Annotated in this window: 10 protein-coding genes and 1 riboswitch; of the genes, 4 read left to right on the forward strand and 6 right to left on the reverse strand. The window is 73.1% G+C overall.

Annotation, left to right across the window (positions count from 1 at the left end; translation table 11 throughout):
- Positions 1-56: 56 nt before the first annotated feature.
- On the reverse strand, positions 57-656 hold the full coding sequence (locus IE330_RS19540) for a Repetin (protein WP_190137345.1): 600 nt from the start codon (positions 654-656) through the stop codon (positions 57-59).
- 377 nt (positions 657-1,033) lie between these two features.
- Between IE330_RS19540 and IE330_RS19545 the strand changes: the two genes are divergently transcribed.
- Together IE330_RS19545 and IE330_RS19550 are read left to right on the forward strand one after the other, a co-directional pair.
- On the forward strand, positions 1,034-1,822 hold the full coding sequence (locus IE330_RS19545) for a carbon-nitrogen hydrolase family protein (protein WP_190137353.1): 789 nt from the start codon (positions 1,034-1,036) through the stop codon (positions 1,820-1,822).
- A 54-nt stretch (positions 1,823-1,876) separates the two neighbouring features.
- On the forward strand, positions 1,877-3,574 hold the full coding sequence (locus tag IE330_RS19550; RefSeq protein WP_190137346.1) for a flavin monoamine oxidase family protein: 1,698 nt from the start codon (positions 1,877-1,879) through the stop codon (positions 3,572-3,574).
- A gap of 16 nt (positions 3,575-3,590) precedes the next feature.
- On the opposite strand, the gene IE330_RS19555 is transcribed toward IE330_RS19550, so the two are convergent.
- The 4 genes from IE330_RS19555 to IE330_RS19570 form a co-directional block, all read right to left on the reverse strand.
- Positions 3,591-4,520 carry an LLM class F420-dependent oxidoreductase gene (locus tag IE330_RS19555; protein WP_190137347.1) on the reverse strand — a complete coding sequence of 310 codons (930 nt, stop codon included), beginning with the start codon at positions 4,518-4,520 and terminating at the stop codon, positions 3,591-3,593.
- A 270-nt stretch (positions 4,521-4,790) separates the two neighbouring features.
- Positions 4,791-5,495, reverse strand: coding sequence for a DUF5995 family protein (locus IE330_RS19560; RefSeq protein WP_190137348.1), 705 nt, complete (start codon positions 5,493-5,495; stop codon positions 4,791-4,793).
- 94 nt (positions 5,496-5,589) lie between these two features.
- Entirely contained in the window at positions 5,590-7,020 is a 1,431-nt protein-coding gene (locus IE330_RS19565; protein WP_190137354.1) for a uracil-xanthine permease family protein, read from the reverse strand.
- Between the two features lie 175 nt (positions 7,021-7,195).
- On the reverse strand, positions 7,196-8,416 hold the full coding sequence (locus IE330_RS19570) for an MFS transporter (protein WP_190137349.1): 1,221 nt from the start codon (positions 8,414-8,416) through the stop codon (positions 7,196-7,198).
- Between the two features lie 150 nt (positions 8,417-8,566).
- On the opposite strand from IE330_RS19570, the gene IE330_RS19575 reads away from it, so the two are divergent.
- Positions 8,567-9,739, forward strand: coding sequence for an ROK family transcriptional regulator (locus IE330_RS19575; protein ID WP_190137350.1), 1,173 nt, complete (start codon positions 8,567-8,569; stop codon positions 9,737-9,739).
- 205 nt (positions 9,740-9,944) lie between these two features.
- Here IE330_RS19575 and IE330_RS19580 read toward each other — a convergent pair whose 3' ends face one another.
- The gene (locus tag IE330_RS19580) at positions 9,945-12,263 is read right to left on the reverse strand and encodes a chitinase C-terminal domain-containing protein (protein WP_190137351.1); all 2,319 of its coding nucleotides are present in this window, start codon (positions 12,261-12,263) and stop codon (positions 9,945-9,947) included.
- A 410-nt stretch (positions 12,264-12,673) separates the two neighbouring features.
- A riboswitch (FMN riboswitch) is annotated at positions 12,674-12,804 on the forward strand.
- A gap of 187 nt (positions 12,805-12,991) precedes the next feature.
- On the opposite strand from IE330_RS19580, the gene ribD reads away from it, so the two are divergent.
- Positions 12,992-13,598, forward strand: a 607-nt coding sequence (gene ribD, locus IE330_RS19585; RefSeq protein WP_190137355.1) for a bifunctional diaminohydroxyphosphoribosylaminopyrimidine deaminase/5-amino-6-(5-phosphoribosylamino)uracil reductase RibD, incomplete at its 3' end; no start/stop codon positions are given.

Raw genomic sequence — 13,598 nt, forward strand, 5'->3', positions numbered from 1 at the left:
GGAGCCGCACAGGGAATCAGCCCCGCGCCCCTTCGGGGCGCTTCCCCCAAGGCGCCTCAGGGAGTCGGGTACGGCACCTTCCACGGGAGTACGTGAAAGTCGCCCGTGCCCTTCTTGACCTTCTCGAAGGGGGCGGCGCTGGTGCACTTCGTCAGCTTCTTCGTGCCGTCGGGGCCGCCGATCGCGGCCCAGCTATAGCCCAGCCGGTCCTGCTTGCCCTGGTCGTGGACGCTGAAGCCGACGCGGCTGCCCTTGATCTCCTTGATGTTGGACTCGGTGATGATGCCGGTCGCCGACGCCACCTTGCCGCCCGTCAGCAGGCAGTCGATGCGGCCCTTCGCCCAGCCGCCCTCGCCGCCCGGCCGGTCCAGGTGCACGAACCTGAAGATGCCGGTCGCCTTGTCCGGCCGTTTCCTGTCCTTGGCGGCCAGGTGCGCGTCGAAGGTGAACGTGACGTCCTCCGTCGTCTTGCGGAACAGCTTGGCCGAGCCGGTGAGCGCGGCGGCCTCGCGCGGCTTCGCCTCGGCGGCGGGTGCCGGGCGCGTACCGTCCTCGCCGGACGCCACGGCGGCGCCCGCCGCGCCCGCGGTGAGCAGGAGCGCGGCGCCCACGGCCAGGGCGCGGGTGCTGGAGCGGGTGAAGGTGATGCGGCTCATGGGAAGCCCTCCGGTCTGTCGGTCGGCCCGGTCGTTCCGGGTGACCTCACGATCTCCCGGAGCGGGGCCCCGGCACGTCGCGCCCGAGGCTGCTCTCCGCTTCCGCCGCGCGGGGGAGGGGCCGGGCGCCCGGCTGCGCCCCGGGGCGGACGGCGACGGCTACCGCAGGGCTACACCGCCCGTACGCGTTTCGTACGGCTTGCCCGCGAGGCCCGTACGCCCGTGCGCAACGAATCGCCGCCGGAGCGCCCCGACGCGCAACGGATCACGCAGGCAGCCGCAACGGTCGTGTCTTGTCCCGCCGCTCCCGTGAAACGTACGGTCTATCCGACTCACTCACCCCTTTCCCCGCGTCCTTGAGGTCAGCCATGCCGTCGCTGCGCACCGCCCTGCTCCAGAGCTCGGGGCGTCCCGGTTCCGTCGCCGCCAACCTCAAGGCCCTGGACGAGGCCGCCGCCCGCGCCGCCGCGGCCGGGGCGCGGCTCCTGGTGACGCCGGAGATGTTCCTGACGGGCTACGCGATCGGCGCCGACGTGCCGCGCCTGGCCGAGCCCGCCGACGGCGAGGCGGCCGACTCCGTCGCCGAGATCGCGGCCCGCCACGGCGTGGCCGTCGCCTACGCCTACCCGGAGCGCGACGGCGCGGACGTCTTCAACGCCGTCCAGCTCATCGGCGCCGACGGCACGCGCCTCGCCAACTACCGCAAGACCCACCTCTTCGGCTGCTTCGAGCGCGACCACTTCACACCGGGGGAGCGGGCCGTCGTCCAGGCCGAGCTCGACGGCCTCACGGTCGGCCTGATGATCTGCTACGACGTGGAGTTCCCGGAGAACGTCCGCGCGCACGCCCTCGCCGGCACCGACCTGCTGCTCGTCCCGACGGCGCAGATGCACCCCTTCCAGTTCGTCGCCGAGTCCGTCGTGCCGGTGCGCGCCTTCGAGAACCAGATGTACGTCGCGTACGTCAACCGCGTCGGGCAGGAGGGCGAGTTCGAGTTCGTCGGCCTGTCCACGCTCGCCGGGCCCGACGGTGTGGCCCGCGCCCGGGCCGGGCGCGGCGACGAGCTGGTGTTCGCCGACGCCGACCCGGAGTTCCTCGCCGCCTCCCGCGAGGCCAACCCCTATCTGCGCGACCGCCGCCCCGGCCTGTACGCGTCCCTGATGTGACACCTCCCCCCCCCGCACGAGCTTCCGTACCTTGCCGCAAGGAGTCCGTACCCCATGACGTCCACGGTGCCCACCGCCATCCAGCACACCGACGCCCAGCCGCCCATCACCATGTTCGGGCCGGACTTCCCGTACGCGTACGACGACTTCCTCGCGCACCCGGCCGGCCTCGGCCAGATACCCGCGACCGAGCACGGCGCCGAGGTCGCCGTCATCGGCGGCGGCCTGTCCGGCATCGTGGCGGCGTACGAGCTGATGAAGATGGGCCTCAAGCCCGTCGTGTACGAGGCCGACCAGATCGGCGGCCGGCTGCGCACCGTCGGCTTCGACGGCCCCGAGGCCGAGGGCCTGACGGCCGAGATGGGCGCGATGCGCTTCCCGCCGTCCTCCACGGCCCTCCAGCACTACATCGACCTGGTCGGCCTGAAGACCCGGCCGTTCCCGAACCCGCTCGCCGAGGCGACGCCGTCGACCGTCGTCGACCTCAAGGGCGAGTCGCACTACGCCGAGACCGTCGACGACCTGCCGCAGGTCTACCGCGACGTGGCCAAGGCGTGGGCGGACTGCCTGGAGGAGGGCGCGGACTTCTCCGACATGAACCGCGCGCTGCGCGAGCGCGACGTGCCGCGCATCCGGGAGATCTGGGCGAAGCTCGTCGAGAAGCTCGACAACCAGACGTTCTACGGCTTCCTCTGCGAGTCCGAGGCCTTCAAGTCCTTCCGCCACCGCGAGATCTTCGGCCAGGTCGGCTTCGGCACCGGCGGCTGGGACACCGACTTCCCGAATTCCATCCTGGAGATCCTGCGCGTCGTCTACACCGAGGCCGACGACCACCACCGCGGCATCGTCGGCGGCTCCCAGCAGTTGCCGCTGCGGCTGTGGGAGCGCGAGCCGCAGAAGATCACGCACTGGCCGCTCGGCACCTCCCTGGCCTCGCTGCACGACAACCGCGCGCCGAAGCCGGCCGTGACCCGGCTGCACCGCACCGCGGGCAACCGCGTCACCGTCACCGACGCCAACGGCGACATCCGCACCTACCGGGCCGTGATCTTCACCGCCCAGTCCTGGATGCTGCTCTCCAAGATCGAGTGCGACGACTCGCTGTTCCCCATCGACCACTGGACGGCGATGGAGCGCACGCACTACATGGAGTCGAGCAAGCTCTTCGTGCCCGTCGACCGGCCGTTCTGGCTGGACAAGGACGAGGAGACGGGGCGTGACGTCATGTCGATGACGCTCACCGACCGCATGACCCGCGGCACCTACCTGCTCGACGACGGGCCGGACAAGCCCGCCGTCATCTGCCTCTCCTACACCTGGTGCGACGACAGTCTGAAGTGGCTGCCGCTGTCGGCGAACGAGCGCATGGAGGTCATGCTCGACTCGCTCGGCAAGATCTACCCGAAGGTCGACATCAGGAAGCACATCATCGGCAACCCGGTGACCGTGTCCTGGGAGAACGAGCCTTACTTCATGGGCGCGTTCAAGGCCAACCTGCCGGGCCACTACCGCTACCAGCGGCGCCTGTTCACGCACTTCATGCAGGACCGCCTCCCCGAGGACAAGCGCGGCATCTTCCTCGCGGGCGACGACATCTCCTGGACGGCGGGCTGGGCCGAGGGCGCCGTGACGACCGCGCTGAACGCCGTGTGGGGCGTCATGCACCACTTCGGCGGCGAGACCGACCCGACGAACCCCGGCCCCGGCGACCTCTACGACGAGATCGCGCCGGTCGAGCTGCCGGAGGACTGAGGCCCCCGGGCTCCGCTCAGATCCCGGCCGTACGCGCCGCCGCGTACACCTCGGCGGCGACGTCGATGAGCTCCTTGGCGTCGCGCACGCCGCTCTGGAGGTCGATCAGGATCTCGTCCAGGCCCACCTCGGCGTGCGCGGCCAGGTCCTCGACGATCTGCTCCACGTTCCCCTGGAACGGGGAGCGGTCGTCGCCGTCGTACGGCTCGGGCGTGTAGCGCGTGTTCACGCGCAGCACGGTCCGCAGGGGCCGCTCGCGGCCGCGCTCGGCGGCCGCGTCCCGCACCCGGCGCCACTGCTCGGCGAGCGCGCCGGCACCCGTGGCCACGGGCATCCAGCCGTCCGCGCGGTCCACGAGGCGGCGCAGGGCGCGCGGGCTGCTCGCGGGCAGCAGGACGGGGATGGGCCGCGCGGGCTTCGGACCCACCTCGGCGGACGCGATCCGGGTCAGCTCGCCCTCGTACGCCACCGGGTCCGGGCCCCACACCGCGCGGCACACGTCGATCAGCTCGTCGAGCACCTTGCCGCGCCGCTCGAAGGGGGCCACCGAGGCCGCCGCGTACTCGTCCAGGGACCAGCCGGTGCCGAGCCCCGCCACCACCCGGCCGCCGCTGGCCGCGTCGAGCGACGCCAGCGAGCGGGCGAGCTGCAACGGCACGTGCAGCGGGGCCACCAGGACGCTGGTGCCGAGCACGGCCCGCTCGGTGGCCGCGGCGGCGAGCGTGAGCGTGACCAGCGGGTCGGCGACCGAGCGGTAGCTGTCCGGCCAGGGCAGGCCCGGGACGCCGAAGAGGCCCTGCGTGGGCGGGTCGGGGAACAGGACGCGCTCGAAGACCCACAGGCTGTCGAAACCGGTCCGCTCGGCGGCGCGGGCCACGTCGGGCACGTCGCGCCCCAGGTGGGTCCACTTCATCTGCGGAAGGCCGAGCCCCAGTCGGGTCGCCATGGATGTCCTCCTGCGTCGGTTCGTGGTTGAGCGGTGCAACGTACAACGAACGCAGGGGTGTGCAGGAGGCTGCCGATAGCGGCGTGGCTGGATCCGGCGGCCGGTGCGGGGTGACCCAACGGGTGGTGCGGGATGACCCGGCAGGCGGTCCGGAGCGAGCCGGTGGGCGGTGAGTCGGCGGCCGGTGCGGGGTGGTCCGGCAGGCGGCGCCAGGTGTGTGGTGTGTCAGTCCGGCAGCGGGGTGATCCGGCTCAGGCGGCGCGAGGTGTGTCAGTCCGGCAGCGGGGTGAGCAGCATCCGCCCCACCACGCCCACCGCCCCGTCGAGCCGCTCGCGCAACTCCTCGGCGACGCCCGGGAACGGGCGCAGCGTCCACAGGGTCCGCGCGGCCGACCAGGCGCCGTCCCGGGCCCGCTCCAGGCTCCAGGAGCCGAGCAGATGGGTCAGCGGGTCGGCGACCTGGAACACGTCGGGGCCCGGCATCAGCTCCTCGCGGACCCGCTCCTCCAGGGCCACGAGGATGTCGCCCACGCGGTCGAACTCGTCCTCCAGGTCGGCCGGTTCGCAGCCGATGCCGCGGCAGGTGTCCACGACGGCGAGCGCCAGGTCGTGGCCGATGTGCGCGTTGATGCCCGCCAGGGCGAACTGGACCGGCCGTACGCCGGGATGGCGCCGGAGCTGGAACAGCGGGCGCCAGCACGCGGGCGGGCGCCGGTCGGCGGCCACCGCGTCCACGGCCGCCAGGTAGCGCTCGGCGAACCGGACGCCCAGCGTGGCGGCGGCCTCGGCGTCCGGGAAGGCCCCCGCGCCGACGTGTCGTCCGAGCTCCTGGGTCACCGCCAGGTACACGCGGTTGAAGACCGCCACGCCGTCGCCGCGCGCCCATGTCCCGTCCAGCGCGCGCATGCGCGCGACCACCGTGTCCACTCCGTGCGCCGGGTGCGTGCACTCGGCCAACCGCTCCAACCGCGCCATGGGGGCAGGGTCCCAGCCCCGGCCCGGCGGGCGGGGCCGCCGGGCGGGCGCTTCCCCGAAACGGGGGACGGCGGGCGCCCCTGGCTCGCGGGGCCTACGGCTCGGCGGGCGGCTGCGGCTCGCCGGGGTGCCGGGCGCCCCGCCCGTCCGTCTCCCGCTCGTCGTACGAGGACGTCCCCGCGTCCAGGAGCGGCTCCTGGGTCTTCAGGTGGGCGGGGGCGAACGCGCGCAGCACGTGGTAGCCGGTGATCACCACGAGGGTGCCGAGGGCGATGCCGCTGAGGGAGAAGGTGTCGGTGAACTTCAGGGAGACGTTGCCGACGCCGATGATGATGCCCGCGGCGGCCGGGACCAGGTTCAGCGGGTTGCGCAGGTCCACCCCGGCGTTGATCCAGATCTGGGCGCCGAGCAGGCCGATCATGCCGTACAGGATGACGGTGATGCCGCCGAGCACGCCGCCCGGGATCGCGGCGACGACCGCGCCGAACTTCGGGCACAGGCCGAAGAGCAGTGCGAAGCCCGCCGCCGCCCAGTACGCGGCGGTGGAGTAGACGCGGGTCGCGGCCATCACGCCGATGTTCTCGGAGTACGTGGTGTTCGGCGGGCCGCCGACGGCCGTGGACAGCATGGACGCGGCGCCGTCCGCGGAGATCGCGGTGCCCAGCTTGCCGTCCAGGTCGTCGCCGGTCATCTCGCCGACGGCCTTGACGTGGCCCGCGTTCTCGGCGACGAGGGCGATCACCACGGGCAGCGCGACGAGGATCGCCGACCACTCGAAGGCCGGGGCGTGGAAGGAGGGCAGGCCGATCCAGTCGGCGTCGCCGACCGCCGAGAAGTCCAGGCGCCAGTGGTCGGTGACCTTGCCGGAGCCGTCCGCCGAGTGGATCCTGCCGAAGACCGTGTCGAGCACCCAGGACAGCGCGTAGCCGAAGACCAGGCCGAGGAAGATGGCGATCCGGGACCAGAAGCCGCGCAGGCACACCACGGCCAGACCGGTGAACAGCATCACGAGCAGCGCCGTCCACTGGTCCTGCGGCCAGTAGGTCGAGGCCGTCACCGGCGCGAGGTTGAAGCCGATGAGCATGACGACCGCGCCGGTGACGATCGGCGGCATCGCCGCGTGGATGATCCGCGCGCCGAACCGCTGCACCGCGAGGCCCACCACGAAGAGGGCCGCGCCCACCACGAACACGGCCCCGGTCACCGTCGCGCTGGAGCCGCCCTGGGCGCGGATCACCGCGGCCACGCCCACGAACGACAGCGAGCAGCCGAGGTAGCTGGGCACGCGGCCGCGGGTGGCGAGCAGGAAGATGACGGTCGCGACGCCCGACATCATGATCGCGAGGTTCGGGTCCAGGCCCATGAGCACCGGGGCGACGAACGACGCCCCGAACATCGCCACCACGTGCTGGGCGCCGAGCCCGGCCGTGCGGGGCCACGAGAGCCGTTCGTCGGGGCGGACGACGGCCCCGGGCGCGGGGGTGCGCCCGTCGCCGTGCAGTCTCCAGCGCACGCCGAGATCCATGGTGAGTTCACTTTCTGTGCGCGGGACGATCAGCGTCGACATGTTAATGCGACATAAGGACCAGGTCTCTTCGAGCCCCGCGCGGCCCGCCCGCTCACCCCCCTGGTCAGGGCCCTGTGCCCGGCCCGGCGCCGCCCCCCGCGGAGGAGGGTCCCGGCGGCCGGGCCGGGGCCGGTCAGCCCTTCCGCTCCGCCGTCGCCGCCTCCGGGGCGCCCGCGCCCGCCGCCGGGCGGCCGTTCGTGCGCATCACCCCGGCGAACGCCATCAGCCCGCACGCGAGGACCGTGACCAGGCCGAAGGAGGCGACCAGGCTGGTGGCGTCGGCGAGCGCGCCGATCGCCGACGGGGCGACGAGGCTGGAGGTGTACGTGATGGTGGCGACGCCCGCGATGGCCTGGCTCGGGTTCGGCCCGCTGCGCCCGGCCGCCGCGAAGGCCAGCGGGACGACGACCGCGATGCCGAGGCCCAGGAGCGCGAAGCCGGTCATGGCGAGGGCCGCGTGCGGCGCGGTCACCACGAGGAGGCCGCCGAGCGCGGCGCACGCCCCGCCCACCCGCACGGTGCGGACCGCGCCGAACCGGTCGACCACCTTGTCGCCCGCGAACCGGGCCACGGCCATCGTCAGCGTGAAGCCGGTGGTGCACGCCGCGGCCAGGCCCGCCGAGGAGTCCAGCACGTCCTTGAGGTACACCGCCGACCAGTCCAGGCTCGCGCCCTCGGCGAACACCGCGCAGAACCCGACCGCGCCGATCAGCAGCGCCGACCTCGGCGGCAGCGCGAAGCGCGGCGGCGGCTCCTCCTCCGGGGTGCTGCGCAGGTCGAGCACGCCCTGGCAGACGACGAGGCCCGCCACGGTGAGCACCGCCGCCGCGAGGGCGTGGTGCAGCCGCGCGTCCGCGCCCAGGTGGGCCGCCACGGTGCCGCCCGCCGAGCCGATCAGGGCGCCCGCGCTCCACATGCCGTGCAGCCCCGACATGATGGACTTCTCCAGGCGGTTCTCGACCTCGACGCCCAGCGCGTTCATCGCGACGTCCGCCATCCCGGAGGTCGCGCCGTACACGAAGAGGGCCGCGCACAGCGTGACCATGTTCGGCGCGAGCGAGGGCAGCGTCAGCGCCAGCGTCCACAGCGCGAGCAGCCCGCGCAGCGCCGTACGGGCGCCGAAGCGGTGGCTCACCCAGCCCGCCAGCGGCATCGCGAGCGAGGCGCCGATCGCCGGGAAGGCGAGCGCCAGGCCGAGCATGCCGGCGCTGACGCCCGCGTGGTCCTGGATCCACGGCACCCGGGTCGCGAACGACCCGGCGACCGCTCCGTGCACGCAGAAGACGACCGCCACGGCCAGCCGCGCCCGGCTCAACCGTTCCTTGCTGTACGCCACTTGGCCCTGCCCACTCATGCGCTCCACCCCTCCACGGTCCCGGTCGGACCGGCCGCAGTAAACTATCAGGAACCCTGCCTGATAGAAGAGAGGCGGGAAACCGAATATCGCGCGCGACCGCGCGGCCGCCCCGGCGGACCGGCGTGAGCGCTGTGGAAGGATCCGGCCATGCCCGCATCACCGAGCACCGCACGGGCCATCAACGACCGGCTCGCGCTGCGCCTGCTGCAGCGCGAGGGCCCGCTGACGGCGGGGCAGTTGAAGGAGCTCACCGGCCTGTCCCGGCCCTCCGTCGCCGACCTCGTCGAGCGGCTGCGGGACGCCGGCCTGATCACGGTGGTCGGCGAGGCGGGGGAGCGCCGCCGGGGCCCGAACGCGCGCCTGTACGGGATAGTCGCCGACCGCGCCCACCTGGCCGCCCTCGACGTCCGCACCGAGAGCGTGGCCGTCGTCGTCGCCGACCTGCTCGGCCGGCCGCTCGCCGAGGCCTCGCTGCCCATGGGCGACGGCACCGGCACGGGGCGCGCCGTCGAGCGGGCCGTCGCCCTGGTCGAGCGCACCGCGGCCGCGGGCGGCGCCACCCGGCTGCACACCGTCGGCGTCGGCGCCCCCGGCCTCATCGACCCGGCCACCGGGGACCTGCGCGACTCGGCGGGCCTGCCGGCCTGGCACCGGCGCCTGGTGACCGCGCTGACGGAGCGGCTGCCCGCGCGCGTCCTGGTGGAGAACGAGACCAACCTCGCGGCGCGCGCCGAGCAGCGCGACGGCGCCGCCCACGACCGGGACACCTTCGTGCTCCTGTGGCTCGGCGCGGGCGCGGGCGCGGCCGTCGTGCTGGACGGGGTGCTGCGCAGGGGCGCCTCGGGCGGCGCCGGCGAGATCGGCTTCCTGCCGGTGCCCGGCACGGACGGCCTGCCGACGGCGACCGCCTGCGACGGCGGCTTCCACTCGCTCGCCGGGTCCGCGGCGGTGGCCGACCTCGCGGCCGGCCACGGCCTGAAGGCCGAGCCGGAGCCGGGCGAGCTGCCCGCGGCCGCGCTGGTGCGGTACGCCGTCGACACCGGTCACGCGCCGTTCCTGGCCGCGCTCGCGGACCGGGTGGCCATCGGCGCGGCGTCCGTCGCGGCCGTGCTCGACCCGGGGTGCCGGGGGATCGACGGGGAGCTGGGGCGGGCGGGCGGCGAGGCCCTGGCCGCGCGCGTGGCCGAGCGGGTCGCCGTGATGTCGCCGCTGCGCACGGAGGTGCGGGCCAGCGCGCTGGGCGGCGCGGCGGTGCTGCGGGGCGCCCTGCTCACGGCCCGGGACGCGGCGCAGGAGGAGCTGTTCGCGACGGGGGCGTGAGAGGCCCGACCGAAGCCCCTGAAGCAGCCGGCCCCGGGCCCCCGACGAGCCGAAGGCCCCGGCCCGCGGGGAGGAGCGGGCCGGGGCGGGGTGGAAGCCCGGCGGCGGGGCAAGGGCACGTTCTTCCCGCCGCCGGGCGTCTGCGGGAGGGGGCGGGGGAGCGGCTCCCCCGGGCCCCCTCGGTCACGGGTGCCCGGTCAGGGCGTCAGCAGGCTCCCAGGTCCTGCCAGACCCCCCACTGCCCGGTGGAGCCGGGCTCCTCGCCCTTCGTCCACCACTTGGCCTTCCAGGTGTGCGCCTTGTGGGACACGGTCGTCCCGGAGCCGTACTCCGAGGTCGCGCTCCACGCGGGCGCGGTGCACTTCCCGGGCGGGTCCGTCGGCCCGGGCGGATCGGTCGGACCGCCGCCGGGCTCGACCACGGTGGTGCCGCGGGCCAGGTCACCGGCGAGCGCGTACGTCGTGCCGCCGATGGTCACGGTCCAGTTGGAGGGGGTCGACACCGGCAGGTAGTAGTTGAAGGACAGGTCCACGGACGCGCCGGGCGCCAGCGTCTGCCAGGCCGGGAGCTTCAGCGAGACCCGGTGGAAGTCGCCCTTCAGGCCGCCGACGTTGTTCCCGGTGTGGCCGCTGCTGATCACCTTCGTGCCGAAGCCGGACTGGTCGGAGGCGTTGGCCGGGGCGGAGGTGGAGTAGTCGAACTGGAACTCCGTGCCGCCGGGCAGCGTCGTCCTCGTGTTGTTGGTGATCTTCAGCTTCGGCGTGATCGGGTAGTTGGAGTCGCCGAGCTTGAAGTCGCCGAACTCCACGCCGATGTCCACGGCCTTGGCCGGCAGCTCCTTGCCCGCCACCTTCGCGCCGTACGGGGTGGCCGACTTGAACTTCTCGTACATCGCCGTCGTCAGCGTGTCGCCGATCTCGTACTGGCCCTTGGCGGCGTTGTACCCGTAGTCACCGGCCAGCTCCCAGACCATCGTGCCGCCGATGCCCTTGTCGACCACGTAGTCGGCCTTGGCCTTCACCGACTGCTCGTCCTCGGTGGACAGGAAGACCTTCTTGTCGGCGTTCCACAGCCAGGGCGCGACCAGCGTCGAGTCGTACTTGCGCGCGTAGGTGCCGGTGAGCTTGGTGTCGGCGGGGAAGCCGTACTTGGTCACGTAGTCCCCGACGACGCCCTTCTCCAGGTTCTTCGCGTGCCACATCGGGTTCGAACCGGCCGGGGACTCCTTGCCGTTGTCGTCCTTGTCGTGCCACAGGTTGTCGATGCCGACGGCGCCGTCACCGCACTTGGTCAGGCCGGACCCGGCCGGGCAGTTCGTCGTGGCCGCCTTGCCCCACAGCCCGTCGGTGCCGCCCTGCACGTTCTTGAAGCCGCGCGTGTAGTACGGCAGGCCGATGTTGATCCGGCCCGCGGGCATCGAGCCGCGGAAGTAGTGGTAGGCCCAGTCGGTGTTGAGGTAGCCGAGGCCGCCGTACTGCTGGCTGCCGTACACGCCCGCCGCGGCCAGCTCGGAGTCCTTGCCGTCGTCGTACAGCGAGGCGTTGGGGCCGACGTGCTCGTTCCAGGCGCCGTGCAGGTCGTACGACATGATGTTGACGTAGTCCAGGTACTTCTGGACCTGGAAGGTCTCCATGCCGCGCAGCAGGTAGCCGGAGGAGGGGGCCGCCACCGTGAGCAGGTAGTGCCTGCCGTCGGCCGCGCCCGCCCGGTCGAGCTTCTGGCGCAGCGTCTTCATCAGCGCGGCGTAGCCCTTGACCAGGCCCGCGCGGCGGCCGTTGGCGAGCTGCCAGTCCAGCGGGTTGCCCGCGTCCTTCATGGTCGTCGGGTACTCGTAGTCGATGTCGACGCCGTTGAAGCCGTACTTCTTGATGAACGCGACGGTCGAGTCGGCGAAGGTGTCGATGCCCGCCTGGTTCACCGAGCCGTCGGCGTTGGTGGCCATCGAGTAGAAGCCGCCGGAGTTCACGCGCTTGCCGTCGTCGCCGAAGTAGCCGCCGGTCTCGGCCCAGCCGCCCACGGAGACCAGGGTCTTCACGTCCGGGTGCTTCTTCTTGAACTTGTTCAGGAGGTTGAAGTGGCCCTTGTAGGAGAAGCCCGGGTCCATCTCGGCGCCCGCGACCCCCGGCCAGGTCATGCCGGTGGCGGGGTTCTTCTCGCCGTCGGAGCCGACGGAGATCTTGTGGTCCTTGCCGATGTGCGCGAAGGCGTAGTTGAGGTGGGTGACCTTGTCCCAGGGGATGTCGGAGGCGAGGTAGGCGGGCTCGCCGTTCTTGCCGGTGCGCCAGCCGGTGAAGTAGCCGATGACGCGGCGCTGGTGGTCGGCGCCCATCTTCTCGCGGCCGTCGGCGTCGTAGACGGAACAGTAGGGGACGTCGACGCCTGGTGTGCTGTACAGGCCGTCGGGTCTGCAGGACGCGTTGTCCGCGGCGTGCGAGGTCGTCGCGGTGAGCGTGCTCAGGAGCAGACCGGCGGCGGCGGTGCCGGCGGCCAGGAGCGTGACTCTCGCGCGTGTGGGGGTGGGCACGTGGTTCCTCCTGGGGAGGGTGGTGTCACACAACGAACGGGGACGGCGGCCCGAGGCGTGCACACCGGGCGGGCCACTCCTCGGAGGTGACGCAGACGCTAAGAGGACTAGACCAGAGCGTCAATAGGTATGGACCAATAGAAATCCGGAAGGCCGCCTGCCAGTTCTTGGCCGGATCCCGACCACGGCCTGGCGGAGTCCTGACGGAGCCCCGGTGGATCCGGAGCGCGTTTCTGGCGCATCTCTGATGTACCGGTGACGGATCGCTGACGTACTTCTGACCGGATTGGGCCCGGATTGGGCCGCGAATCGGACTCCGGGTCTGATAAGGGAACTCGCTGTGAGCCAGTCCACAGAAGGCGCCCCGCACGCCCGCGACCAGCCGTGGCACACTGGCTGGGTACCAAAAGCAGCGCACTCCGGGGTCGGTGCAATTCCGAACCGGCGGTTAAAGTCCGCGACCCGGCCACCTCCAGTGGCCGGTTGACCAGGTGAAACTCCTGGACCGACGGTGAAAGTCCGGATGGGAGGCAGTGCGCGGCGAGCGGGCACACCCCTGTGTGCCGACCCGCCGTAGTGGCTTGTTCCGTACCCGGGACAGGTCTCCTCCGGCGTCGTCGGCCCCGTGTGCTCCCGCTCGTCCTTGCCGTCGTCTTCTCGACGCGCCCCGGAGTCCGTGCCCGAAGAGGCAGGAGGACCCGGTGGCCACCCAGGCCGAAGCAGCCGCCATGCGGCACGCCCTCGCGCTCGCCGCGCGCGGACTCGGCTTCACCAGCCCCAACCCGGTCGTCGGCTGCGTCGTCCTCGACGCCGCGGGACGGACCGTCGGCGAGGGCCACCACCAGCGCGCGGGCGGCCCGCACGCCGAGGTCCACGCCCTGCGCGCGGCCGGCGAGAAGGCCCGCGGCGGCACCGCCGTCGTCACCCTCGAACCCTGCAACCACACCGGTCGCACCGGCCCCTGCGCCCAGGCGCTGCTCGACGCCGGGATCGCCCGCGTCGTGTACGCCGTCGGCGACCCGAACCCGGCCGCGACCGGCGGCGGCGCCGCCCTGCGCGCGGCCGGCGTGGACGTCGAGGCGGGCCTGCTCGCGGCCGAGGCCGAGGAGGTCAACGCCGCCTGGCTCACCTCCGTGCGCCACGGCCGCCCGCACGTCACCTGGAAGTACGCCGCCACCCTCGACGGCCGCACCGCCGCCGCCGACGGCACCAGCCGCTGGATCACCTCCGCCGCGGCCCGCGCCGACGTGCACCGGCTGCGCGCCGCGGACCACACCGTCGTCGTCGGCTTCGGCACCAACCTCGCCGACGACCCGCACCTGCCCGACCGCGGCC

This window comes from Streptomyces longispororuber (genome assembly GCF_014656095.1).
GTDB classification, from domain to species: Bacteria; Actinomycetota; Actinomycetes; order Streptomycetales; family Streptomycetaceae; genus Streptomyces; species Streptomyces longispororuber.

Coding starts and splice junctions, on each gene's coding strand:
- IE330_RS19570 (WP_190137349.1), bottom strand. CDS start 8,416: ATGAGTGGGCAGGGCCAAGTGGCGTACAGCAAGGAACGGTTGAGCCGG.
- IE330_RS19560 (WP_190137348.1), bottom strand. CDS start 5,495: ATGGCGCGGTTGGAGCGGTTGGCCGAGTGCACGCACCCGGCGCACGGA.
- IE330_RS19540 (WP_190137345.1), bottom strand. CDS start 656: ATGAGCCGCATCACCTTCACCCGCTCCAGCACCCGCGCCCTGGCCGTG.
- IE330_RS19565 (WP_190137354.1), bottom strand. CDS start 7,020: ATGGATCTCGGCGTGCGCTGGAGACTGCACGGCGACGGGCGCACCCCC.
- IE330_RS19575 (WP_190137350.1), top strand. CDS start 8,567: ATGCCCGCATCACCGAGCACCGCACGGGCCATCAACGACCGGCTCGCG.
- IE330_RS19555 (WP_190137347.1), bottom strand. CDS start 4,520: ATGGCGACCCGACTGGGGCTCGGCCTTCCGCAGATGAAGTGGACCCAC.
- IE330_RS19550 (WP_190137346.1), top strand. CDS start 1,877: ATGACGTCCACGGTGCCCACCGCCATCCAGCACACCGACGCCCAGCCG.